This is a genomic window from Micromonospora sp. NPDC047134, from assembly GCF_040643455.1.
Classification (GTDB): domain Bacteria; phylum Actinomycetota; class Actinomycetes; order Mycobacteriales; family Micromonosporaceae; genus Micromonospora.
The window spans coordinates 67684-91432 of record NZ_JBEYUI010000012.1; the positions used below are offsets into that span (position 1 = coordinate 67684).

The 23749-nt window shown below is 69.9% G+C and carries 17 protein-coding genes; 3 read left to right on the plus strand and 14 right to left on the minus strand.

Features of this window, described 5'->3' with window-relative positions:
* Positions 1 to 11: 11 nt before the first annotated feature.
* Genes ABZ795_RS16415 through ABZ795_RS16475 form a run of 13 tightly spaced genes read right to left on the minus strand, consistent with a single transcriptional unit; the run spans position 12 to position 18171 of the window.
* Complete coding sequence (locus ABZ795_RS16415) at positions 12 to 956, minus strand: hypothetical protein (protein ID WP_357530938.1); 945 nt, start codon at positions 954 to 956, stop codon at positions 12 to 14.
* Complete coding sequence (locus ABZ795_RS16420; RefSeq protein ID WP_357530939.1) at positions 953 to 2257, minus strand: MFS transporter; 1305 nt, start codon at positions 2255 to 2257, stop codon at positions 953 to 955. The genes ABZ795_RS16415 and ABZ795_RS16420 overlap by 4 nt, the downstream gene beginning before the upstream one ends.
* Positions 2254 to 3861 carry an amino acid adenylation domain-containing protein gene (locus ABZ795_RS16425; protein ID WP_357530940.1) on the minus strand — a complete coding sequence of 536 codons (1608 nt, stop codon included), beginning with the start codon at positions 3859 to 3861 and terminating at the stop codon, positions 2254 to 2256. Before ABZ795_RS16425 ends, ABZ795_RS16420 begins: the two co-directional genes overlap by 4 nt.
* Positions 3821 to 4933 (minus strand): HAD-IIIC family phosphatase, encoded by a 1113-nt coding sequence (locus tag ABZ795_RS16430; RefSeq protein ID WP_327025213.1) that lies wholly within the window; start codon positions 4931 to 4933, stop codon positions 3821 to 3823. Before ABZ795_RS16430 ends, ABZ795_RS16425 begins: the two co-directional genes overlap by 41 nt.
* Entirely contained in the window at positions 4933 to 5898 is a 966-nt protein-coding gene (locus ABZ795_RS16435; protein WP_357530941.1) for a 3-oxoacyl-[acyl-carrier-protein] synthase III C-terminal domain-containing protein, read from the minus strand. The genes ABZ795_RS16430 and ABZ795_RS16435 overlap by 1 nt, the downstream gene beginning before the upstream one ends.
* Positions 5895 to 6995 (minus strand): acyl-CoA dehydrogenase family protein, encoded by a 1101-nt coding sequence (locus ABZ795_RS16440; RefSeq protein WP_357530942.1) that lies wholly within the window; start codon positions 6993 to 6995, stop codon positions 5895 to 5897. Before ABZ795_RS16440 ends, ABZ795_RS16435 begins: the two co-directional genes overlap by 4 nt.
* Positions 6988 to 7263 carry an acyl carrier protein gene (locus ABZ795_RS16445; protein ID WP_327025210.1) on the minus strand — a complete coding sequence of 92 codons (276 nt, stop codon included), beginning with the start codon at positions 7261 to 7263 and terminating at the stop codon, positions 6988 to 6990. The genes ABZ795_RS16440 and ABZ795_RS16445 overlap by 8 nt, the downstream gene beginning before the upstream one ends.
* Positions 7260 to 8126, minus strand: a complete 867-nt coding sequence (locus ABZ795_RS16450) for a 3-hydroxyacyl-CoA dehydrogenase family protein (protein ID WP_357530943.1) — start codon at positions 8124 to 8126, stop codon at positions 7260 to 7262. Before ABZ795_RS16450 ends, ABZ795_RS16445 begins: the two co-directional genes overlap by 4 nt.
* Positions 8123 to 11554, minus strand: a complete 3432-nt coding sequence (locus ABZ795_RS16455; RefSeq protein ID WP_357530944.1) for a thioester reductase domain-containing protein — start codon at positions 11552 to 11554, stop codon at positions 8123 to 8125. The genes ABZ795_RS16450 and ABZ795_RS16455 overlap by 4 nt, the downstream gene beginning before the upstream one ends.
* Positions 11551 to 11871, minus strand: a complete 321-nt coding sequence (locus ABZ795_RS16460) for a phosphopantetheine-binding protein (protein ID WP_327025207.1) — start codon at positions 11869 to 11871, stop codon at positions 11551 to 11553. Before ABZ795_RS16460 ends, ABZ795_RS16455 begins: the two co-directional genes overlap by 4 nt.
* Positions 11865 to 14951 (minus strand): amino acid adenylation domain-containing protein, encoded by a 3087-nt coding sequence (locus ABZ795_RS16465; RefSeq protein WP_357530945.1) that lies wholly within the window; start codon positions 14949 to 14951, stop codon positions 11865 to 11867. The genes ABZ795_RS16460 and ABZ795_RS16465 overlap by 7 nt, the downstream gene beginning before the upstream one ends.
* Positions 14948 to 16381 carry a condensation domain-containing protein gene (locus tag ABZ795_RS16470; protein WP_357530946.1) on the minus strand — a complete coding sequence of 478 codons (1434 nt, stop codon included), beginning with the start codon at positions 16379 to 16381 and terminating at the stop codon, positions 14948 to 14950. The genes ABZ795_RS16465 and ABZ795_RS16470 overlap by 4 nt, the downstream gene beginning before the upstream one ends.
* Positions 16378 to 18171, minus strand: a complete 1794-nt coding sequence (locus tag ABZ795_RS16475) for a non-ribosomal peptide synthetase (protein ID WP_357530947.1) — start codon at positions 18169 to 18171, stop codon at positions 16378 to 16380. Before ABZ795_RS16475 ends, ABZ795_RS16470 begins: the two co-directional genes overlap by 4 nt.
* A 199-nt stretch (positions 18172 to 18370) precedes the next feature.
* Here ABZ795_RS16475 and ABZ795_RS16480 point away from each other — a divergent pair, with 199 nt between their 5' ends.
* The 3 genes from ABZ795_RS16480 to ABZ795_RS16490 all read left to right on the plus strand — a co-directional run bounded on the left by ABZ795_RS16480 (position 18371) and on the right by ABZ795_RS16490 (position 23125).
* Complete coding sequence (locus ABZ795_RS16480; RefSeq protein ID WP_357530948.1) at positions 18371 to 19225, plus strand: NAD(P)-dependent oxidoreductase; 855 nt, start codon at positions 18371 to 18373, stop codon at positions 19223 to 19225.
* Between the two features lie 255 nt (positions 19226 to 19480).
* Entirely contained in the window at positions 19481 to 21388 is a 1908-nt protein-coding gene (locus tag ABZ795_RS16485) for a BTAD domain-containing putative transcriptional regulator (protein WP_357530949.1), read from the plus strand.
* Positions 21389 to 22258: 870 nt separating this feature from the next.
* Complete coding sequence (locus ABZ795_RS16490; RefSeq protein WP_357531017.1) at positions 22259 to 23125, plus strand: NAD(P)H-binding protein; 867 nt, start codon at positions 22259 to 22261, stop codon at positions 23123 to 23125.
* A gap of 218 nt (positions 23126 to 23343) precedes the next feature.
* Here ABZ795_RS16490 and ABZ795_RS16495 read toward each other — a convergent pair whose 3' ends face one another.
* The gene (locus ABZ795_RS16495) at positions 23344 to 23661 is read right to left on the minus strand and encodes a hypothetical protein (RefSeq protein ID WP_357530950.1); all 318 of its coding nucleotides are present in this window, start codon (positions 23659 to 23661) and stop codon (positions 23344 to 23346) included.
* Positions 23662 to 23749 lie beyond the last annotated feature (88 nt).

The window sequence follows — 23749 nt, forward strand, 5'->3', positions numbered from 1 at the left end:
GGTGTCTCCGTTCAGTTCGTGGGTGCGAGTGAGCGCACCATGTCCAACAGCCGGTCGTAGCTGGCGTCGAGGTCGCTCGACATGGCCAACTCCCAGATCAGTCGGTCGGCCAGCAAGCTCCGCAGGTCGTCTTCGATTTCACCGAGGAGCACCGGATCGGCCTTGCCGGTGGCGAAGTCGTCGCGGCATCGCTGCACCGCCTCGTCGACCGTCAACGGCCGTATGGTGGCGTCTCCGCGGCTCAGGAAAACCACGCTGTCCGGCACGACCGAGGACCGCAGCCTGGCGGTCAGCGGCCCGCTGATGGTCACGCGAAGCTTCTCGCCGTCGTTGACCGGTGCGGTCACCGCCTGCGCCAGGTCCGCGTTGCCGGCTAGCCGCTCCGGGGTGACGTAGAGGGCCTGGGGGTAACCCCACAGCCGTCCCGGTACCTCGTCCCGCAGGTCACGGACCATGATGTCCTCGCCGACGAGTTCGGCGCCGTGCCGCAGAGCGGTGTGGACGAAGGTCGACTTACCCATACCGGTGGGCCCGCTGACCAGCACAGCGTGCCCGTCAGCGACGAACGCCCCGGCGTGCAGGGGGTAGAGCCGCGAGGAGCGACACACCAGGTACAGCGCGAGTCGCTCGAAGATCCACCGACCCCACACGATCGGGTTCGTGAGGTCCGCCGCGCACAGGGTCACCCTGGCGACCCCCGCTGCCACGTCGAACTCGCACCTGGAGCCACCCGTGTCGATGATGATCGGATCAGCGGCGATCACCTCCTCGGTGTGCGGCGGCTCTGCGGTGGCTGCGGCAGGATGGTCCGCCACCCGGACGGCCAGCCTGAGGCTGGGCGCGTCCGCACGTGGCGCTACCGGCGCGCCGAAGAAGGCGTCCACCACCGTGGCCGCGCGTGGATCCGCGACGCAGTGCACCGAAATCCCGTAGATCTCCCGGTAGGTCTCATTCATCGCGCGGCCTCTTCCTGACGTGGGGGTGTACCGGGGACCGAGCCCATGCCGCTGTCCACGGTGGTGGCGGGCGCCGCTGCGGCAACCTCGCGGGCAGGAGGGCGGGTGCGTTCGGCCCAGCGCGCCACGAATGGTGTGATCGCGCCCGCCGCGAACAGCAGGGCGCCGAAGATCAGCCAGCCGGGGCGACCCACACCGATGATGAGGACCGCGGTGATCGCCGGGGTGACCATCTTGGCCACCTTGCCCCCCATGCCGAACAGGCCCTGGTACTGCCCCTGCGCGTGCTCCGGTGCGAGTTCGTACGCCAGAGCCCAGGAACCGGCGGCGTAGAGCAGTTCCCCGAGCACGTGGATGAGCGCTCCGACGATGAGGACGACCACCGCCAACCAGGCGGGCGCACCGGCGGCCAGGGCGAAGACCCCGCAGCACACCGCCAGAAGCAGCCCGGAGCGGCGCAGCGCCCGGGCGCCGCCCTGGACGGTTTCGGCGCCGGCGCTGGCCCGCACCTGAAACAGGATCACCATGATGGTGTTGACCAGCAGGATCGCCGAGTACACCGCGACCGGTGCGTTCGTTCGGTCCGCGATCCAGAGCGGCAGGGCCACCGTCAGCAGCCCGTCGTTCATGGCCAGGATCGCCGTCAGCGCAGTCACGGCGAGATATGGCCGGTCCTTGAGCACCAGCCCGACGGAGGCCTTCTCCTCGTGCCGGGTGATGTGCTCATTGTGCAGACGCAGGAAGAGCAGGGCGCCGAGGATGAAGGCGGCACCGCTGACCAGCAGCATCGTCCGGTAGGCGGCACCGGTGTTGAGCTGTAGCGCGACGCCACCCACCACCGTGCCCAGCGAGATGCCGATGTTGGTCACGGAGCGCAGGTAGGCCCGAGCCTTCACCCGCTGCTCCCGGGGAACCGCCTGGGCGACCAGCGCCCCCCGTGACGCGTCGGCTCCCGCCTCCGCACCGACCACGAGCGCGGCGAGGACCACGAAGCTCGTAAACCCGCCGACGAAGGTGTACCCGCAGACCAACGCGCCCTGCAGGGCGACGAAGGCTATCGCGGTGTTGCGGGCGCCCAGCCGGTCGGCGACATGGCCCGCCGGGATGCTGATCAGCATGCCGAAGGCGGCGGCGAGGGACAGGCCTAGCCCTACCCGGGTCGGCGAGATGCCCACCGAGCGGATGAAGTACAGGACGCTGACGGACAGGAGAATGCCGTTGCCGAATGTGCGGGCCAGGTTGCTGACGGCCAGCACCCGCACCGGACCCTGCGGCGGGACCAGATGTTCTAGCAGTTTCACGTACGCACCCCCGCGGTCGAGCGTTCGGCTTCCGGTGACGGAGCGGCCAGGAGGGCTAGCAGCCGACCCCGGTCGACCTTGCCGTTGCTGTTGAGTGGAAACTCGGTGAGGCAACGGTAACGACGGGGGACCATATATACCGGGACCCGACGGCGTAGCCAGGTGAGCAGTTCGTTGTCGGCGACCATCCCGCCGGTGTAGAAGGCGGCCAGCACGACGTCCTCCCCTTCGGGAGCCGCGACGACGACGGCGTGGTCGACCGCGGGATGGTGGCGCAGCGCGGCCTCGATCTCACCCAGCTCGATCCGGTACCCCCGGATCTTCACCTGGTTGTCCAGCCGACCCAGGTGCACGAGCTGGCCATGTTCCACCCGGACCCGGTCCCCGGTGCGGTAGTAGTCCGCCGCCGAGGGACTCCCCAGGGTCGGTGTGACCACCCCCCGGTCGTCGAGGGTGCAGAAACGGCCCCGGTCGTCCGCCGGGTCGAGGTATCCGGTGAAACGTTGCTGCCCGCGTACCACCAACTCTCCCTCGCTGCCGGGGACCCCGTCCTCGTCGACGACGAGGTATTCCAGCGACGGGTAGACGGCGCCGATCGGCACGGTGTCGTTGGAGGTCGGCGGCCAGGTCTCCGGATCCGGACCCAGGCGGTACTCGCTGCACGCCAGGGTTAGTTCCGTGGGCCCGTACACGTTGTCGACGATCGCGCGCGGCGCTACCCCCCGCCATGCTCGGGCCTGGGCGTAGGTGAGCTGCTCGCCGCAGAAGATCGCATACTTCAGCTCGGTCACCCGCCCGGCCGGCAGGTTTCCGAGCCCACCGGTCACCGTGATGACGGAGGGGACGGAGAACCAGTGCGTGATCGCGTGCTCGACCAGGTAGTCGACCGGGCTCAGCAGTTCGTCGCGGGTGGGAACGATCAGGGCCGCACCGCCGCCCCAGGTGACGAAGAGGTCGAACACCGACAGGTCGAAGGTCAGATCGAAGGTGTGCGACATCCGGCAGCCGGGGCGTACCCGGTAGCGGTCGATGTTGTGCGCCAGGTACCCGGACAGGTTGTGGTGGCGGATGGGCACCCCCTTCGGCTGCCCGGTCGAGCCCGAGGTGAACAGCACGTAGGCCACATCGTCCGGCGCGGTGCGGTAGGGGGGCAGCGCATGCGTGACGTGCGCCGCCAGCAGCTCCTCGTCGGTGACGGTCAGCACGTGGGAGTGCAGCTCGGCGGCGACCGCAGCGGCGACGGCCCCGTCGGACAGGACCAGGTCCACCTCGGCCATCTCGCAGACGGTGGTGTTGCGGACGGCCGGGTAGCGCGGATTGAGCGGGACGACGGCGGCACCGAGACGCTGTACGGCCAGGTAACCGGCGTACGCGACGATGCTGCGCGAGGCCAGGAGCGCTACCCGCCGGGGCACGGCGCCGTGCTCACGCACGATGTACGCCGCGATGGTGTCGGCGAGGTCCGCCAGCCGCCGGTAGCTGATGGAGGATCGGCGGATGCGCAACGCCTCGGAGTCCGGCCACCGTCGGGCCGACGCGGCGAACCACTCGTACAGGGTTTCCTCAGGTAAGAGCGCAGGTCCAGTCGGCTGCAACTTCGTCACCGCCCCTCAGGTCGACCGCGACAACGGTGATCGTCGTCGGGGCGAGCTGGGGCTGCGGCGACAGGTGCAGCCGTTGCAGGTCGTCCGCGGCAGGAAGCGCGGCGAGGCAGTCGCAGGGCTGCTCGTCGAAGCCGGCGAACCGGTAGGCGACCTCCATCATCCGGTTGCGGTCGCTGCGTCGGAAGTCGGCGACCAGGTGAGCGTCGGCCCGAGCCGCCTGGTCGGTCAGCCACCGCAGGATCACCGCGCCGGCGCCGAAGGCGACGACCCGGCATGAGGTGGCGAGCAGCTTCAGGTGATAGACCCCGGGGTACCGCTCCAGGAGGATCACGCCGACGGCGCCGTGCGGGCCGAACCGGTCGGTCATCGACACCACCAGCACGTCGTGGCCGCCGGTGGCGACCATCCCCCGCAGTGTCTCCTCCGAGTAGTGCACCCCGGTGGCGTTCATCTGGCTGGTGCGCAGGGTGAGTTCCTCCAGCCGCGCGATGTCCGCGTCGGTGGCCCGGTCGATGCCCATCCGCAGGTCGAGCGAGCGCAGGAACTCCTCCTCCGGCCCGTCGAAGCTGGCGCGCTCGGTGTCCCGACGGTTGCTCGCCTGGTACATCTCACGGCGTCGCCGAGAGTCGGCGGTGATCACCGGCGGGTTGAACTCGGGCAGCTCGGCGAGGCGGAGGGCCTCCTCCGCCGGGTAGCACCGGACCTCCGGCAGGTGGAAGGCGACCTCCGCCCGCTCGGCCGGGTGGTCGTCGATGAAAGCGATGGTGTGCTGGGCGAACTTCAACGTGTCCGCGATATGACGCACCGCGTCCGACTTGCGTCCCCAACTGATCTGCGGAACGACGAAGTATTCCGCCAACCCGAGCTTCTCCAGTTGGGCCCAGGCCTCGTCGTGGTCATTGCGGCTGGCCACCGACTGCAGGATGCCCCGGGCGTCCAGATCGATGACGATCTGACGGATCTCGTCACTGAGGTGGACCTCACCGTCCTCGAGCAGAGTTCCCTTCCACAGGGTGTTGTCGAGGTCCCAGACGAGACACTTGATCGTGGCGGGGCCGTTGTCGAGGGTCATCACACCTCCCAGATGGTCGCCGACCAGGCGGCGACCGGGCTGTTGTTGAGCACCAGGACGAGGTCACCCTCGGCCACCTCGCCGGTGGCGAGCAGATCCTGGAGGTTGAGCACGACATCCATCGCGCCGAGGTGACCCCACCGGGCCAGGTTGTCTCGGCACACCTGATGAATGGGCAGGCCGAGCAGCGTCTCGTAGAAGTCGAACGCGCCGGCAGTGACGTTCTGCATGAGGGTCGCGGCGACCCCGCCCTTGTCGACGCCCGCGTCGGCGAGCACTCCCTCGACCAGTTTGCTCAGCCGCAGCCTGCTGTGCATCGCCAGGTCGAAGCGGTAGCGGTCGGGCGAGAGGCACTCCTCGCGCCACTCGTACCAGGGGGCCTGCTTGTAGTCGACTCGGAAGAGGTCGTGGAAGCTGCCGTCGGTCTGCATGCGGTGGGCGCGCAGGGCCGGCCGGCCACCGCGCACCATGGTCATGGCGTACGCGCCGTCACCGATCACCGCCACCGGGAACCGGATGCGATCCACCCCGGTGGGGCGGCTGCCGTGGGCGATCATGATGGTGTCGCGGCTGGAGTCGGCGACCAGCAGGTCCCGGGCGAGTGCCCAGGCCGCGCTGGAGCCGGTGCAGCCCAGGCCGTCGATCTCGAAGGCGAAGGCCGAGGTCAGCGCGGCGTCGGCCTGCACCCGGCAGGCGTCCGAGCCGAGCAGAACGTCCGGCGAGCGTGGGGCGACGAGCAGAAGCATCTCCGGTGGTGGCGACCCGCCCGCTGACACCTCCCGGCAAGCCTTCGCGGCCAGCTCCGCTGCCGTCGCGTTCTCGAACAGTCCCACCGTCGACACCCCGCTGCCACGGACGAACTCCGCCTCCTCATGGCCGAGGGTGGGGAACTCCGGCAGGTCGAGGACCTTCTGCTGGGTGTCGGGCAGCAGGCAGTGCACAGCCCCGATGCCGATGGCGGTCATGGCGTCACCGCCAGGGCGTGTTCGGCGAGCAGCAGCTGACTGATCTCGTTACTGCCCTCGATGATCTCCATGAGCTTCGCGTCGCGGTACGCCCGTGCGGTCGGGGAGCCGTCCACCGCGCCGGCGGAGGCGAGCACCTGCACGGCCGTCGCGGCGCCCCGCGCGGCGCCGCGGGCGGCGACATGCTTGGCGGCGACCACGGTGGCGGCGAGATTGAGGGAGTTGGAGTCCCAGCACAGGCTGGCGTGTTCGCACATGCGGGTCGCCACCTGCTCGGCCACGAACAGCTCAGCTAGGTGCCGGGCGACCAACTGGTGCTGGGCCAGCGGTTTGCCGAACTGTTCCCGGACCCGGGCGTGCCCGGTCGCGGCGGCCAGGCAGGCGCGCAGGATTCCCACGCACCCCCACGCCACCGACAGGCGGCCGTAGCTCAGTGCGGAGGTGACGAGCCAGCTCAGCGGCTGACCCGCACCGCGCAGCACGTTCCCCGCGGGCAGCACGACCTCGTCGAGGGTCACCATCGCGTGCCCGGCCGCGCGACAGCCGAGCGGTTGGGCGATGCGTTCGACCCGCACGCCGGGCGAGGTGGTCGGCACCACCACGGCGGCGCCGCCGTCACCGTACCGACCGACCACCACCAGCAGATCGGCGTAGGCGGCACCGGTCACCCACACCTTCTGCCCGGTCACCACCGCACGGTCACCCTCGACGGTGACCCGGGTGCGCATGCCGGTCAGGTCACTTCCCGCGCCGGCCTCGCTGAACGCGACCGCCGCAGTGTCCCCGCCGGCCAGCCGGGTGAGGTACTCCCTGCGCTGCCCCTGGTCACCGAAGCGCTGGATGACCCAGGCGGCCATCCCCTGCGAGGTCATCAGGCTACGCAGGGAGCTGCAGATGGCACCGACCCCTGCGGTGTACTCGCCGTTGTCCCGGCTGGAGAGCCCCAGCCCGCCGTAGGCGACGTCCACCTCGGCGCAGAGCAGCCCCTGCCCGGCCAGCTCCCGGATCACCGATCGGGGAATCTCACCGGCCCGGTCCCAATCGTCGGCGCGTCCGGCGACCAGGTCGGCGACCGTGCGGGTCAGGTCGTCACCCACCTGCCGCCTCCGACCGCAGTCGCCGCACCAGTGCGGTGATCCGATCGACCGTGCGGAAGGTGTCCAGCCGCAGGTCGTCTCCACCGACCACCACGCCGAAGTGGTCCTCGACGTACGCCACGAGCTCCATCGCGAACAGCGACGACACCAGTCCCGAGGCGAACAGGTCGCGGTCCGGCTCCAGCTCTGTCTTCGTCCGGGCCGACAGGAAGGCCAGCAGTTCCGACTGCACCCAGGCGTCGGTGCTCTGGTCGATTGACGCGGTCATGAGCGGGTGCCTCCGTACTCGAAGAAGCCCTGACCGCTCTTGCGGCCGAGCTTGCCTTCCCGAACCATGCGTTGCAGCAGCTGCGCCGGCTGGTATCCGGCGTCGCCCGTGCGTTCCTGTAGGACCCAGAGGGAGTCCACGACGTTGTCCAGGCCGATGAGGTCGGCGGTCGCCAGCGGGCCGGTGCGGTGACCCAGGCAGCCGACGAAGAGCGCGTCGACGTCGGCCGGGGTACTCACCCCCTCCTCCACGAGGTGCGCCGCCCGGTTGATGCTCCACTGGAGGATGCGGTTGATGACGAAGCCGGGCGCGTCACCGACCACGATCGGTTCCCGGGTGACGCTGGTCAGCAGGTCCAGGCCGCGTTCCAGCGCGGTGGGACTGGTGCGCCGGCCCCGGATCACCTCAACCGCCCGGATGATGTACGGCGGGTTCATGAAATGGGCACCGAGTACGTCGGCCGGCCGGACCGCCGCCTCAGCCAGTTCGTCGACCGGGATCCCCGAGGTGTTGCTCAGCACCGGAGTGCCGGGCGCCACGACCTTGGTAACCTCGGCCAGCACCTCAGCCTTGAGGTCGGCCCGTTCGGTGACGCACTCCACGACGGCGGTGGCCTCGGCCAGGTCCCCGACCAGCCCGGTCGTCACCAGTTCGCCGGCCTGCGCACCGCGCGGCAGGCCGCCCATCATCTGACCCAACCGCGTCAGCCGGAAGACCTCCGACCGGGCCCGGTCCAGCCGGGCCTCGTCGATGTCGATCAGCACAGTGGGTATACCGTGGCCGACCGCCAACGCGGCGATGCCGGTACCCATCGTCCCGGCACCGACCACGGCGAGCCGGTGTGCGAATGCGGTGCTGGTCACGGCGCCCCCACTTCGATCTTCTGGGCGGACTCGAGGTCCTCGGCGATCAGCTCGCCGAACTTGGTGGTGGTACGGGCGAGGAAGGTCAGGCAGCGGCGCAGCAGGTCACCGGTCGGTGCCGGGTCCAGGCCACGAGCGGCTAGCCACCGCCGCCAGGCGACCGCCTCCAGGTCGCGCTCGCCGAGGGCGTGCCCCTCCAACTCGTAGAGGGCCATGGTGGCGAGAAGTTCGTTGCCGGTGGCCAGGGAGCGGTCGGCGACCCTCCGCTGCCACTCCTCAGGGGTGACCGCAGTGGTGGGAAGCCCGACCTCGGTGAGCAGCGCGAAGAGGCGTTGTGGGCTCACCGCGACCTCGTCGGTCAAGTGGTACACCCGGCCTGCGGAGCCCGGGTCGAGGGACAGCTCGGCGATCGCCCGGGAAACCAGGTCTACCGGGGCCATCGGCATGGCCCGGTCGTCCATGGGGTGGGCACCCACCGCCAGGCCGCTGGCGGCGATGTGCCACACCAGGTCCTTGTGGTTGCAGGCGCCGGTCTCGGTGGAACCGAGGATGAAACCGGGACGGAAGATGCGGACCCGCATGCCGTCGGTTTCGCTCCGTTCGAGGATCCGCTCGCACACCCACTTGCCCACGCCGTACCCGCCCTGCTGGGGGTCCAGCGGCTGTTCCCGGGTCTCCAGGATCCTGCCGTCCGCGCCCAGCGCGTGATGGGTGGCGGCCACAGTGGAGACGAAGCCGAAGTCCGCGATGCCGTGCCGGCGCATCCAGCGCAGCAGTTCCACCATGGTCAGCACGTTGTCGGTACGCAGCACCCGGTACGGCTCGGTGAACACCACCTTCGCGGCGCAGTGCACGACCGTGCCGACGCGTCGAGCCAACTCGCCGTCCCGGTACGTCTCACACAGGGTGCCCACGTCACTGAGGTCGCCGAGGACCAGGTGGACCCGGGACCGGTCCGGTGCCGGCAGGAGGAGGGAGGTGGCAGCGGCGTCGAGCCGGGCCCACGCCTGATCCTCGTCCTCGGCCCGCACGATGCAGTAGACCCGGCCGGCACTAGCCTTGAGCAGCTCGTGCAGCAGGAACGTACCGAGGAAACCGGTAGCGCCGGTGAGGAGCACATCGGTGCCGGCGGCCGGGCGCGGGTTGACCTCGCCCAAGGGAAGTTGCAGATCGAGGTCGATCAGTTCCCCGTCGCCGTCCGCGATCGGATCGATGTCGTCGGCCCCTCGTGCGGCGCCGGCCCGGACCCCGCGGACGATCTCGCCGATGCGACGGATCGTCGCTCGGCTGCCGCCGGCGCGGTGCAGGTTAACCAGCACCCCCAGGCGTCGCTGCACCTCCAGCGCCATCTGCACCGACAGCAGGGAAGATCCGCCCAGGGCACCGAATTCGTGGTCGACGCCGATGCCCTCGACGCCGAACAAGTCACGCCAGATTGCCAGCAGCTCGTCCTCGACCTCACCGGAGCCCGTGCCGGCCGGCAGCGCCGGAGCGGGTCCGGTGGCCGGGGCGGAGACCTCCGCAGCGGACGGGTACCGGTCGAGGATCCAGTGCCGCCGACGGGTGAACGGGTACGTCGGCAGGGCCACCCGCCGTCCGGTGCCGCGACTCAGTGGCTCCCAGTCCACCCGTACGCCGTGCAGCCAGGCGGCGGTGACAGCCGCTTCGATCTGTACGTCGTCCGCGGCAGCAGGCAGGACGAATCGATCGGTACCGGCTTCCCCGGCCCCGACCTGAATGAGGAACCGACCGGGCGGTACGACCTCGGGAACCCTGTCGGTGACCTCGCAGTCGGCGCCGAAGACCTGCCGGAGCCGCTCCACCACAGCGGCCGACGATCCGCCAGCCACCACGGTGACCGCTCGTTCGGTCGACGTCACGGTACGGGCGGCCGGCGGCCGGGGCAGCCGTAGCGTGGCCGCCAACCGCTCCGGTGGCGCGACGACGGCGCGGCGCACATCGAAGTCGTGGCGTCCCACCCGCAAGGTGTGGGCGACGTCGGCCGGAGGCAGCTCACCCTCTTCCAGCCGGTCGGCGAGATTACGGGACATGGCGTCCAGCTCGCTGCGGTTGCGGGCGGAGAGCACCAGCGTGATCGACGGCCGGACGGGCGCGCTGGGCCGCACCGGCGCGGGGGGCGGCGCCAGGACCACGGCGGCGTTGGTGCCACCGAGGCCCATCGAGTTGACCAGGACGAGTCGCGCCGGGTCGGCGGTGTGCCCTGACTCGGTGCTGACGAAGAACGGACTTTCGGCGAGCATGCCCGGGTGACGCGGATGCCGGAACAAGGGGTGCGGGGGAAGGTTGCCGGTCCGCACGACATGCACGGCCTTGATGAGGCCCGCGATGCCGGCGGCCGGCCCCGGGTGGCCGATGTTCACCTTCACCGAGCCCAGCCCACAGTAACCGGTGTCGGCACCGTAGTGCCGCAGGCCGTCGCTGAGCCCGCGCAGTTCGATCTGGTCACCGAGCGCGGTGCCCGAGCCGTGGGCCTCGACGTACCGCAGGTCGCGTCCGGAGGCGTCGGCGACCCGCAGCGCCCCGCTGACCACGTCGGCCACCCCGGACGGGCTCGGCGCGGTGAAGCCGGAGCGGGCGGATCCGTCGTTGCCCACCGCGGAGCCGCGAACCACCGCCAGGACGTTGTCGCCGTCGGCGAGCGCGTCCGTCAGCCGCCGCAGCACCACGACCCCCACCCCGGAGCTGAACGAGGTGCCGGTGGCCCGGGAGTCGAAGGCGCGGCAGAAACCGTCCTCCGACATCAGCCCACCGGCCTGGTAGCGGTAGCCCATCACCGGCTCCAGCACGGTGGCGCCACCGGCCAGCGCGATGTCGCATTCACCGGACAGCAGGCTGAGCACTGCGTAGTGCAGGGCGTACAGCGACGACGAACAGGCCGTCTGGACGCCGACGCTCGGCCCCCGCAGGCCCAGCTTGTACGCCACCCGGGAGCTGAGGAAGTCGCCGAGGCCACCAAGGTGCAGCCCCATGTCGTCCACCGCGGCCGCCAGGCCCGACTCGCGCACCTTCGCGGCGAACACGGCCGAGGAGTAGGTGCTCGACGCGCCCCCGGCGAAGACGCCGGTCACCGGCCCGTCGGGACGGGCGGGATGCCCGGCGGACTCGAGCGCCTCCCAGCAGGCCTCGAGGAACAGTCGCTGCTGGGGGTCGATCAACTCCGCCTCGGCGGGCGGATAGTTGAAGAACTCCGAGGCGAAGTCCGCCGCCTCCGGCAGGGTGGCGGCGACCCGGACGAACGCCGGATCCCGCAGGGTGTCGTCGCTGACCCCGGCCGTCCGGAGGGTCTCCTCGTCCAGCGGCCGGGTGGACACCAGCCCGCTGTCCAGGTTGCGCCAGAACGTCTCCGGTGTGGTGGCGTCGGGGAACCGGCAACCGACTGCCACGATCGCGATGTCGGTGCTGCTCACTGGCTGTCCTTCGGGTCTCGGCGGGCGCGATTGAACAGGGCTGAGCGCTCGCCGGGCCCCACCTTCGCCCGGGTCACCGGAGCACGGCCACCGCAGATGAGGTCGGCCTGCGCCACGACGGTGGTGTGCTGGAACAGGTCGGCGGCGTCGAGCCGGCCGTCCGCGAGCGGATTGAGCTGGTCGAGCAGCAGGATCAGCAGCAGCGAGTCGCCGCCGGCCTCGAAGAAGGACACGTCCAGTGGCACGTGCGCCACGTCGAGGACCTGTTCCCAGGCGCGCCGCACCTTCTCGACGATCTCTGATTCGACGATTACCACGAGCTCTCCTTCGTGACTCCAGCGTTCAGATCGGTGGTGAGGTCGGTGACGCAGCGCTCGATGCTGTCGAGCAGGGCGTCGATGGTCGCGGCGTCGAACAGGCCGGTCGCATAGGTCGCGGTGTACGAGACGCTGTCCGGGAGGTCGGTCGCGACAAGCTCCAGCTCGTACTTCAGGTGCAGCGGGACGAGTTGGCGGAACCGCACGGTGGCGTCCGGCCCGAAGTCCGGGATGGCCGGAGGGGCATCCAGGGCGGCGAGGTACACCGGTGTGACGGGTGGGCGGCTCAGGTCCCGCCCGGGGTGGATGGCGGCGGCCACCGCGTCGAAGGGCGCGGCAGAGTCGCGGTAGGCGGTCATCGCGCTGTCCCGGACCCGGTCCAGCAGCTCCCGCCAGGTTGGCTCGCCCCGCAGGTCGACCCGCAGCACGAGGGTGTTGACGAACATCCCGACCGCGTGCGCGGTCTCGCCCGTCTCGCGGCCCAGCCACGGGAACGCGAACAGGAAGTCCCGCTGCCCGCCGGCCCTGGCCAGCACCGCCCCCAGGAGGGCCGCGGTCGTCATGAAGGTGGTGACGCCCAGGTCGTTCATGGTCTCGCGCAGCCGCGCCGCGAGCCCCTCGTCCAGGGTGCGAGTCCGGGTCGCGGCGGTGGTCGATTGGACGGTGGGTCGTGGCCGGTCATGCCGCAGCTCGATGTCGGTGGGCGCGCCGCGCAGGTGAGCCAGCACCGACTCCGTCGCCGGCACCGGGCTACCGGTTAGCACCGCGGCGGGGTGAATCGCCGGCGGCAGGTCAGCGGTGGCCCCATCTCGGCGGGCCCGGTAGACCGCCGCGATCTGGTCGAGCAACTCGGCCTGGCCCCAGCCGTCGATCACGATGTGGTGGATGGCCAGGATGAGCAGCACCCGCTCCTCGCCGACGATGATCTCGGCGCGGGCCGGTGCCTGCTCCGCCAGGTCGAACGGGCTCCAACAGGCGGTCGCGAGGTGCGCGGCCAGCCGCTGCTCGTCCCAGCCCCGCGCGGAGGTGATCTGGAGTGGTGGAGGCGGGCCGTCGGTGGTGTAGACCACCGCGCGTGCGGTGGTGTCGAGCCGGAACCGGGAACGCAGCGCCGGATGCCGTGCGAGCACCTGGCGGGTGGCTTCGGCGAGCAGTTCCACGTCGCGGTCACCGAATCCGGCGGAGTCGAACTCGAGCACGGTCGGTGCGAGGTACGCACTGCGCAGTTGCTCCACCCGGTCGATCAGCCAGAACCGGCGCTGCGCCGAGGAGGCCGGGTACACCTCGTCGGACGTCGGGGCCTCGGCTGTCACGGGCCGCCCGCCGGCGAGGAGCCGGCCGAGACCGGCGACCGTGGGTTCGGCGAGGAACTGCCCGAGCGGAAGCGGGTGGCCCACCTGCCGTTCGGCGGCCGCGAGCATGTTGACGGCCAGCAGCGAGTGGCCGCCGAGCACGAAGAAGTCCGTGTCCGGCGCGAGGGCCAGGGCGTCGACCGGACGCCGGTTCTGCCCGGTGCCGGCCAGTGCGGTGGCGAAGATCCGCGCGGCGCGCAGTTCGTCCCCGTGCAGTTGCACGCTGGGTCCGGCGGCGTGGGCCAGTCGCACATCCCGCATCCCACGCAGCGCCGTCAGGTCGGCCTTGTCGTTGACCGTCATGGGGATCGCCGGCACGGCGTACACCTCGGTCGGCAGCACGGCCGGCGGCAGCCAGCGCTGCAGTGGGCGCAGGACGTCCTCTCGGCTGGACGGCGCGTCGACGTCGTCGAGTTCGACGAATGCCACGAGTCGACGAGGTGCCCCCTCGGCGAGGACCACCGCGCCGCGGATGCCCGGTTGCTCCTCGATGAGGCGCGCGACCTCGTTCGGCTCCACCCGGTGGCCCAGAATCTTCACCTGGTCGTCCACCCGCCCGAGGCAGAGGATGGCGCCGTCCTGGCGCAGCACCGCGCGGTCGCCGGTGGCGTACATCCGGGCGCCCGGCTCGTCGCAGTACGGGTCGGGCCGGAAGGCCGCCGCCGTCAGCTCCGGTTGCCCTAGGTAGCCCAGGGCGATGCCGGTACCCGCCAGATACAGCTCACCGGGGACCTCCCTGGGCAGTTCCTCCCCGTACGGCCCGAGCACGTACGCGCGGGTGTTGGGCAGCGGGCCGCCGATCGGCGGCCGTTCCTCGGCCAGGTCGACCGGTGCGAAGGTGCCGATGCAGGACGCCTCCGTGGGGCCGTAGATGTTGCGGACCTCGACGCCCCACGCCTCGCTGCAGTCCTTGGCGAGCTGACGGGTGACCGCCTCACCGCCGAGGTAGAGCGTGCGCAGCGTGGTCGGGCCACCTTCGTCACTGTCCAACATCGCCCTGGCCAGGCTGGGGGTCATGGAGGTCACGGTCGCCCCGAGCGGGCCGCGTACCAGGCGGGTGAGGGCCCTCGGGTCGCGCCGCTCGAGGTCGTCGGCGTAGACCAGGGTGGCACCGCTGACCAGGGTGCGGAACGCTTCGAAGGTCGCCCCGTCGAACGCCGTCGACCAGGTGCACAGCACCCGGTCCGACACGGTCAGCGCGGTGTCGGCGGCCCACCACAGCGCCGTGTTGAGCAACCCGCGGTGCGGCACGAGCACGCCCTTGGGCCGGCCGGTGGTGCCGGAGGTGTAGATGACGACCGCCGGGTCGTCGGGTTCGGTGCCCACGGCCGCCGGCAACCCGTCCACCCCCCGCAGGTCCTCCAGAAGCGTGAGGTCCACGGCCAGCTCGTCGAGCATCGACCGGCCTGCCTCGTCGGTGAGCACCACTCGTGCGTCGAGCTCGCTGAGGATGTGGCGCAGCCGATGCTTCGGGGTGTCCAGGCTCAGCGGGGCGAATGCCGCGCCACTGCGCAGAACACCCAGGCAGCCGGCCACGAGGGCGCCGCCGCGCGCGGCGAGCACCGGCACGAAGTGACCCGGACCGATCCCCCGGCCCTGCAGGTGGGAGGCGACCGCGCCGGACCAGGCGTCGAGGCCAGCCGACGAAAGACTGATCTGGCCAACGCGCACGGCCGTCATGTCGCGGGCACGCAGTTGCGCTACGACCAGGTCTGCGATGGTGGTCACGCCGCTCCCCCGATCATGGCCGCACGGGCTCCAGCGAGATCGCTGACCGGGCCGACCAGCACGCAGGGCGGCACGAGGTCTGGCTCCCGTCGGGTGAGGGGCAGATGGCACACCCGTTGGTCGGGGTTGGCCACCGCGGCGGCGAGCAACACCTGAAAGTGCCCGGCGAACTCGACGGCGAGGTCCGAGGAGTACAGGTCGTCGGCGTACTCGACGGTGCCCACGATGGCGTCCGGCCGTTCCTCGAGGATGAGGAGCAGGTCGAACTTCGCCGTCCCGGTGGGAAGCTGGACCGGCGCCCCCCAACGCGGTCGGACGGAGTCCCAGGCCGGCATGTTCTGCAGCGCGAAGCCGACCTGCACCAGTGGGCCGTTGCCGCCGATCTCCGCGCTGAGCTGGTCGAAGGGGATCAACTGGTGGGTCAGCGACCGGAAGGCCTCCTTGCGGACCTCGCCGCAGAGGGCACTGAACGAATCCTCCGCCCGAGGCGCGCAGCGCAGCGGCACGGTGTTGACGAAGAAGCCGACCAGCTTCTCCGTGGCCGGATGGGGCCGGTTGGCCGTGACCGTACCAACGAGGAACTCGCTTCGTCCCGACCAGCGCCGCAGCACCTCCTGGTAGGCCGCGAGCAGAACGACGAAGGGGGTCACGCGCAGCCGGGCCGCGAGGCCGTGGACGTCGGCGCGCAGCGGGTCGCCGACCTCGAACACCACCTGCCCGCCCTGACGGGTCGGGGCCCCGCCCCGGCGTGCCTCCCCCAGCCCGAGCACCAACGGACTGGCGTACGGGCGCAGCTCGGCGGCGCGGGCGGTGAGCCGGTTGCGGGCGGCGTCGCCCCCGGTGACCTCACGGTCCCAGACGGCGAAGTCGATGTACCGAATCTCCGGCTCGGCCCACTCGACGGGACGCCCGGCGAGCACCGCGCCGTACGCCTCCTCCAGATCGGCGAAGAACACCGACAGTGACCAGCCGTCGATGGCGATGTGGTGGAAGGTGATCAGGGCGGCGTCTCCCCCGGGTACGCCCCGCCACACCCGGCAGCGCACCGGAATTCCACCCGCAAGGTCGAATGGCTCGCACGCCGCTGCGGCGGCCTCGGCGTGCAGCCGGTCTTCGGGGTTGGGGTCGCCCGTCAGATCCACCACGTCCAGACGAACAGTCACGCTCTGCGTCACTTCCTGGACGGGCTGACCCTCGACGAGGTGATACCGGGTTCGCAGCACCGCGTGTCGGTCGGCCACCGCGGTCAGCGCGGCGGACAGCGCCGCCGGATCGAGCGGCTCGAGCCAACGCATGAGCAGCGGAACGTTGTACGTGGCAGCGCCGGGGTCGGCTGCGTCGATGAACCACAGGCGCTGCTGGGCGTGCGACAGCGGGGCCTGGGATAAGCCGGTGTGTCGCAGGACTGGTTCGACATTCGCTGTGATCACGATGATTCCCGCTGAAGATCGAGGTGACTGGTGAGGGGCGTCCGCGCCCCGGATCGAAGGGACCTGGCCAGGTCGGCCATGGAATCCGCCAGCAGCACGTCCGCCGCCTCGACCTCGACCGACAGTTGTTGCTGAAGTCGCGACATCACCTGTACGGCCAGGATCGAGTTGCCGCCTAGGTCGATGAAGTTGTCCCCGGGGGACACGCCGGGCCGGCCGAGAACCTCGCGCCAGATCGCCCGCACCTGTTGGAGTACCGGATCGTCCACCTCCGGCGTCGGCTCCAACTCCCGGGCGTCGGCGTCGAGCAGCGCCCTCAGGTAGTCACGGTCGACCTTCCCGGTGGGACCGACGGGCAGGTGGGTCAGCTCGACCCACCGCGCCGGCACCATGTAGTCCGGCAACCGCCGGCTGAGCGCCTCGGTCAACCCGGGCAGGTCGACAGACGCATTGGCCGGGGGCAGCACGAAGCCGACGAGCATGGCCGAGGGCCCCTCGCCCACCCGCTCGACGAAAGCTGCGGCGGCCAGGCCGGTGCCGGTAGCGGCTCGCTCGATCTCCTCCAACTCAATGCGGTAACCCCGCATCTTGACCTGGCGGTCGCGCCGGCCGAGCAGTTCCACCGCCCCGTCGGATCGCCGACGAGCGAGGTCACCGGTGCGGTACATGGTTCGTCCGGTCCGTGGGTCCGAAACGAAGCGTTGAGCGGTCAGATCGTCCTGTCCCAGGTATCCGGTGGCGACGCCGGGGCCACCGATCCACAGCTCGCCGACCTCGCCGTCGCTCACCCCGTGCCCATCCTCATCCATGATGGACAGGTCAGTGTTCTCCAGAGCGAAGCCCACCGGGACTTGATCGAGGCCGTTCAGGGTGGCGGGCGTACAGGTGAAGAAGCTGGCGAAAGTCGTCGTCTCGGTGGGCCCGTAAGCGTTGATCAACCGCTTCGGCGGATCGGAGGCCAGCACGGCGCGGGCCGCGCCGATCTCCATCTGCTCGCCACCCACCAACAGATCCCGTACCGACCGGAACGCGTCCGGCCGCTCGCGGGCGACCGCGTGGAACAGCGATGTGGTCAGGAACATCGTCGTGATCTGGAGCCGCCGGGTCTCCTCGACCCAGCTCTCGATCCCAAGGTCGGTGAGGGCGGGCACCACCACGACGGTGGCACCAGCGCACCAGGTGCTCCAGATTTCGAAGGTCGTCGCGTCGAACGCCGGGTTGGAGGAGTTGGCGACCCGGTCGCCGGGGGCCAGCGGGCAGTAAGGCTGGTCCAACACCAGCCGGCGCACCGCCCGGTGCGGAATGACGACACCCTTCGGCCGGCCGGTGGACCCCGAGGTGTATGCCACGTAGATCGGATCGTCAGCGCTTCGCGTGCGGGATGCACCGGCCTCGCCGAGGTGCCCGGCCTGCCGCGTCCACTCGACGGTCAGCGCCCCGTTGTGCACGTCGACCACCGCGCGTGCGGCCGTCTCGTCGAGAATCGCGCCGATTCGCTCGGCCGGCGCGTGCGCGTCCAGCGGGACGTACGCGGCGCCGGCCCGGACGATGCCGAGGACGGCGACAAGCAGATCTAGCGAACGGGGCCCCCGGACAGCGACGTACTCACCGGCAGCGACACCGCCGCCGGCCAGTTGGTCGGCGACCTCACCGGCGCGCTCCCACAACTGCGCATAGGTCAGGACCGACGAGGTGCCGTCGCATGCGGCAGGCGCGGCGGGCTGGACAGCGGCCCACTGCTGCACCAGGCACGCGACATTCTGATCTGCGGCATCGTTGTCTCGATTCACCTCGGCGCCCCCATCCGCTCGGTCAACCCGACGCTCAATGGTCGAATCGGCGTGCACCGTTCAGGCACCGTTCACGCATCGATCGTGCACTGTTCAACACGTTGGGGTAATGCACGCAGGCGAGGGAGCCCCTATGATCTGACCGGTACCCAGGCAGGTCAGGTTGATCAATTCACGTGTCGCCAGGTTAGGTTGATCAATGTCACGTATAGCGCTTCTCGGCCTCGGCCGTATGGGCAGCCAGATGGCTCTCCGGCTACTCGACGAGGGCCACCAGCTGACCTTGTGGAACCGAAGCGGGGTTCCCGATGTTCTGCAAGGAACCGAGGCCACCGCGGCTCCGACGCCGAGCGAGGCGGCGCGAGGGGCCGAAATCGTCATCACGATGCTGACCGACGGAGCGGCGGTCACCGACGTGCTCTTCGGCTCGCACGGGGCCGTCAACGGGCTGAGCCCGGAGGCGGTGCTGGTCGACATGTCCACCATCGGACCCGCCGCCGTCGCCGAGTTGCGGGCGCGACTCGCACCGCAGCTGCGGTTCATCGACGCACCCGTGCAGGGCAGCACACCCAAGGCCCGCGCGGGCGAGTTGGTCATCCTTGCCGGGGGTGCTCCGGTCGACGTCGACCATTGCCGACCCGCCCTCGAGTCGCTCGGAAAGCTGCGTCATGTGGGAGCACTCGGGGCGGGTGCATCGGCGAAGCTCGTGGTCAACCTGGCTCTCGGTAGCTCGTTCGTCGTACTCGGCGAGGCGCTCCGGCTCAGCGATCATCTCGACCTCGATGCCGAGATGATGCTGGACGTGCTCACCGGGACCGCCGTGGGTTCCCTGGTGCCGAGGTTGCGCGCCCGCCTGTCGAACCCTGACGCGCCCACGCAGTTCTCGGTAGGCCTGGCTGCCAAGGACCTGCGCCTGGTCGGTGCCACCGGAGCGCTCGACGACGGCGCGGTCGCAGGCGCGGAGCGCATGCTGACCGCAGCGGCGGACGCCGGCTACGGTGAGATGGACATTACGGTCCTCCCCGCTTTTCTGCGCGGCGGGAAGGATCACTAAAGCGATTCGGGCGATTTTGTGTCATTGCCCGACCAGCAGATGGAACCCAGGGGTGGGGGTTCATCTGCGACCACTCACGGCAGACGTTTTTCAGACGCTATCGCCCGCATAAGCGGGTAGGGTCCAGCACCGGACCGCCGCTCAGCGAGCCGTGGACTCTGTCAGAAGACTGTCGCTGACTCTGAGTGCACCGTAGCCGTATAACTTGGAGACGATCAACGGCGCGAATGCGCAACAGGCACGGGGGGATGTTCCATGGAGTTTTCCATTCTTGGCCCGCTGGAGGTGCACGGCGCCTCGGGTCTAGTCGATCTCGGCGGTGACCGACAACGGAAGTTGCTGGCAATTCTGCTCGTCAACGCCAATCTCAGCGTCCCGGTGGAACGGATGGTGGACGAGCTGTGGAGCGACCCGCCCAGAACGGCTCGGCGGCAGGTCTACAACGGGGTCGCCGCACTTCGGCGACGATTGGTGGAGGCCGGCTTCCCATCGACAGCCCTGCACACCGAGGCAGGGGGCTACCGCATCCGACTCGACCAGGCGGTCCTGGACGCTGACCTGGTCCGCCAGCGAATCGCCGAGGCTGACCGGGCGGTGGCCCAGGGTCGCAACCAGGACGCCATCCACCTGCTGGCCGCCGCGGTGGGCCAGTGGCGAGGCAACACCCTGGACGGTTCGAGGACCCCCCTGCTCGACAGCGTGGCGGCACGCTTCGATGAGCAGCGAATCGGCCTGGTGGAGAGGCTGGCCGAGCTACGGCTGGCCGCTGGTGAGGGCGCCAGCCTGGTCAGCGAGCTCAAGGAGTACGTCGCTCGCTACCCACTCCGGGAGTCCTTGCGGGGCTCCATGATGCTTGCGCTCTACCGCAGTGGCCGACAAGCAGAGGCGTTGGCCACCTTCGATGAGGGCCGTCACCGCCTGGCCGAGGATCTCGGTCTCGACCCAGGTGTCGAGTTGCGCCGCATCCACACTGCCGTGCTGCGCGGCACAGGTCATCCGCCAGCCCGGAAGGCCTACGAGCCGGCGGCCCCCGCCGCCACCCCGGCCACCTGCACCTCCTACCTGCCACCGCGACTGTCCGACTTCGTCGGACGGCAGGATTCGATCGCTCAGGCGACCGAGGCGGTCGAGTGGGCTGCCGAAGCCAACCGCCCCACCGTCCTGGTCATCGATGGCATGGGCGGGGTGGGTAAGACCGCATTCGCCGTCCACCTGGCTCATCGACTGGCCGAGCGGTACCCCGATGGGCAGTACTTCGTCGACCTGCGAGGCTTCAGCGCTCGGCAGCATCCGCTCAGTCCCGAGGCGGTGGTGGACGCACTGCTGCGTCAGGCAGGGCTGCCATCGGCGCTCAAGCCCTTCGAATTCGACGCGGAGGCCGCGCGGCTTCGGGCTGCATTGGCGGGACGTCGCGTGCTGATGCTCCTCGACAATGTCGCGGACACGACCCTCGTGCCGGCCCTGCTGCCGGGAACCCCGGGTTCTCTGGTGCTCGTCACCAGCCGGCGACAACTGATAGCCCTGCCGGATTCGCACCCGGTGAGCCTTCGTCCGCTCGGACCGGACTGCGCCCTCCAACTGTTCAAGACCACCTGCGGCCAAAACCGGGTCACGGAGGAACTCGCAGCGAGCAAGGAGGTCGTCCGGCTTTGCGGGCACCTGCCCCTCGCCGTTCGAGCAGCGGGCTCCCGACTGCGTCACCGCCCTATGTGGACGGTTGCGGATCTGGTCAGGCAACTTCAGCACCCGAGTCAGCGGCTGCGCCTACTCGGGCCGCACGAGCAGACCGTCTCCGACACCCTGCTCACCTCATACCACCGTTTGAGCGACGCACACCAACGCCTGTTCCGGCTCCTAGGCCGGCAGAGTGGCCCCCGGCTAAGCGCCCGGAGTTGCGCCGCAACCGCCCGGATGCCCCTCGCCGCGCTGGAACAGGGGCTCGAGACGTTGGCTGACGACAACCTCATCACCGCCTGCGACCGCAAGCGCTACCAGTTGCATCCACTGCTGCGTGACCTCGCGATCGAGCTCAACGACCGCGCAGAATCCACTACAGCGGTGAGCATCGAGGCGATCGGACACGCGAGCTTCGGTCGCGCTTCAGTCGTGTCGTGTCGGTCGGCGGCAGACGGCCCGCACCCAGCGGACGGCTCCGCCGCGTGACCACCAGGGAACCGCTGCGGATCGGCGCTGGCGGCACCTACCGGCCCGATCACGGTTAGTAGCGATACCCGAGCAACGTCACTTTGGCGTTGGGCCTGGCGCGGGCATCAGGCAACCACCGCGTTGATCATCGATGATGGTCAGGCCAACCGAAGATCGTACGGTTGAACCGCCCCGGTTTTGTAGAGACCTCGATGTTGTGGATTGGGTGGAGTCGGATGGGCATGCTCACTCCGGTCGAGCATGAGCGGCTCCGCCCGGTCGCCCTGTCCGTCACCTGACGCCAGCCAGCACGGCTACACGAAGCCCAGAGACATCATCGGTCGGGTCTGCTGCACCGGCAGGTGACAGGTGTAGTCACGCGGCCTGACTGGCCGGTGGGTGCATGATGGTCTCGAATTCAACGGGGGTGTCGGCGTACGGGTTCTGGTGCAGAGCCATGTACGCCCAAACGTGCAGAGGCCTGGGCGAGTGGCGCTGGGGGACCTTGCGGCGCCGGTCGCCTCGGCGACGCATATACGTTGCTCACGTTTAGTAACCGATGGGCGTGGGCTGGCGCCCGCGTCGCGGTATGAGCGCGCTTTCGATCAGGCTTACCGGCGCTGGCACGGCATCAGGCTCTGCGCGTTCGCGCACACCGCACTCGCCCGGGGTGGCGGTGTGAAATGTGTCATATCTCAGCCTGTCCCCGCATGTCGTTTGACCAGGTCACAGCGCAGACATGAACAAGGCACTCGGGTTTGCGCCGAGCCTGCGGTGTCGCGCGACGATGGCGCGGTCCCGCAAGCGCGGTGCCATGGCGTCGGCATGCCGAAGTCCAGGCTTCCGACGACCGCCCGCCGTATCCAGCCGAGACAGATGGAGAAGCAGATGACGATCCTGGTGACCGGCGCGACCGGCTCGGTGGGCCGGCTCGTGGTCGAACGGCTCGTCGCCGCCGGTGTACGGGTGCGGGCGTTGACACGTAGCCCGGACACGGCGCGGCTGCCGGACGGCGTCGAGGTCGTCGCGGGCGATCTCGCCGACCCCTCGACGCTGGTGTCCGTGTTCGGTGGGGTACAGCGCATGTACCTGTTCCCAGTCCCGGCGACCGCACGCGGCGTCGTGGTGGGGGCGGTTGACGCCGGAGTGCGGCACATCGTCGTGCTGTCGTCCGGTGCCGTCACCGCTGGCTTCGACACCGACTTCCACTTACCGGTCGAGCGGGCCGTGGAGGCGTCAGGCGTGGCGTGGACACATGTGCGCCCGGGCGAGTTCATGCTCAACAAGCTCTCGCTGTGGGGGCCATCGATCCGGGCCGAGCGGGTGGTCCGGGAACCGTTCCCGGACACGGCGTGGTACCCGGTGCACGAGCACGACATCGCCGACGTCGCGGTCACCGCACTGCTGCACGCCGGCCACGCCGGCCGCGTGTACGACGTGAACGGCCCCCAACTCATCAGCAACCGGGACCAGGTGCGTGCCATTGCCGAGGCGATCGGCGAGGACATCCGGCTGGAGGTCGTGACCCCGGGCCAGGCCCGACAGCACTACCTCAGGCAGGGAGGATTCGCTGCCGCCAACGCCGACTTCCTCCTTGGCTTCGAGGACTACTCCGGCAACGACACCACCCCGACCCCCGCCGAAGCATTCGACCCGGCGTCGGCCGGACCGCTACCTACGGCTGAGCAGGTGACCGGACGCCCGGCAAGAACGTTCGCGGCGTGGGCGCACGATCACGCCGACGACTTCCGCTGAACCGCGCCCGTCAACCCAAACCGCAACATCCACACACTTACCGCGGCCATGAGAGTAAGCCGGCGGGTCGACCAACATGACTGACTGTAATTGCTTGCTGCAGAGCGAGCTCGGTTGCGAGCCGCAGCTTAATTTCCGAGTGTCGATAGCTGCCGTGTATCCGGTGGCGTACCCGGCTCTGCACTCGAAGCCGTACGCCGACACGCCGTAACCAGCGACTACAGCGACGCCTCCCTGGTTCGCGCGGTGCTGCAAGGCATGGCCAACGCACTCCTCGACCGGCTGACCACCAACGACAGCGCTCGAGCAAAGCTCAAGAGATTGCGCGCGCCTGGGCAGGTGCGGACCTCGCCACGGCGGTCGAGCAGGCCGCCAGCGACGGCGTACACAACGAACCTGCCGTCCTGCTCGCCGCTTTCGCGGCCAACGACGCCTTTACGGGCGACAGTGAAGCCGGTGAGGCCGACTTTGATCTGAAAGCAGACGACATCTGCGAGCAGATGGTCGCCGCCCTCGCCGGGCACCCGGAAGGCCAAGTCGCACTCGCCGACCGCGCCGGGGACAGGAGCCGACCTTCTGGTGCGGGGCCAGGTCGGTCCGGGTTACTGGAGCCGACCCAACCGA

Bases quoted from the DNA above. Each gene is read 5' to 3' on its own strand.
- ABZ795_RS16430 (WP_327025213.1), bottom strand. From the start codon at position 4,933: ATGACCCTCGACAACGGCCCCGCCACGATCAAGTGTCTCGTCTGGGAC.
- ABZ795_RS16445 (WP_327025210.1), bottom strand. From the start codon at position 7,263: ATGACCGCGTCAATCGACCAGAGCACCGACGCCTGGGTGCAGTCGGAA.
- ABZ795_RS16415 (WP_357530938.1), bottom strand. From the start codon at position 956: ATGAATGAGACCTACCGGGAGATCTACGGGATTTCGGTGCACTGCGTC.
- ABZ795_RS16480 (WP_357530948.1), top strand. From the start codon at position 18,371: ATGTCACGTATAGCGCTTCTCGGCCTCGGCCGTATGGGCAGCCAGATG.
- ABZ795_RS16490 (WP_357531017.1), top strand. From the start codon at position 22,259: ATGACGATCCTGGTGACCGGCGCGACCGGCTCGGTGGGCCGGCTCGTG.
- ABZ795_RS16435 (WP_357530941.1), bottom strand. From the start codon at position 5,898: ATGACCGCCATCGGCATCGGGGCTGTGCACTGCCTGCTGCCCGACACC.
- ABZ795_RS16485 (WP_357530949.1), top strand. From the start codon at position 19,481: ATGGAGTTTTCCATTCTTGGCCCGCTGGAGGTGCACGGCGCCTCGGGT.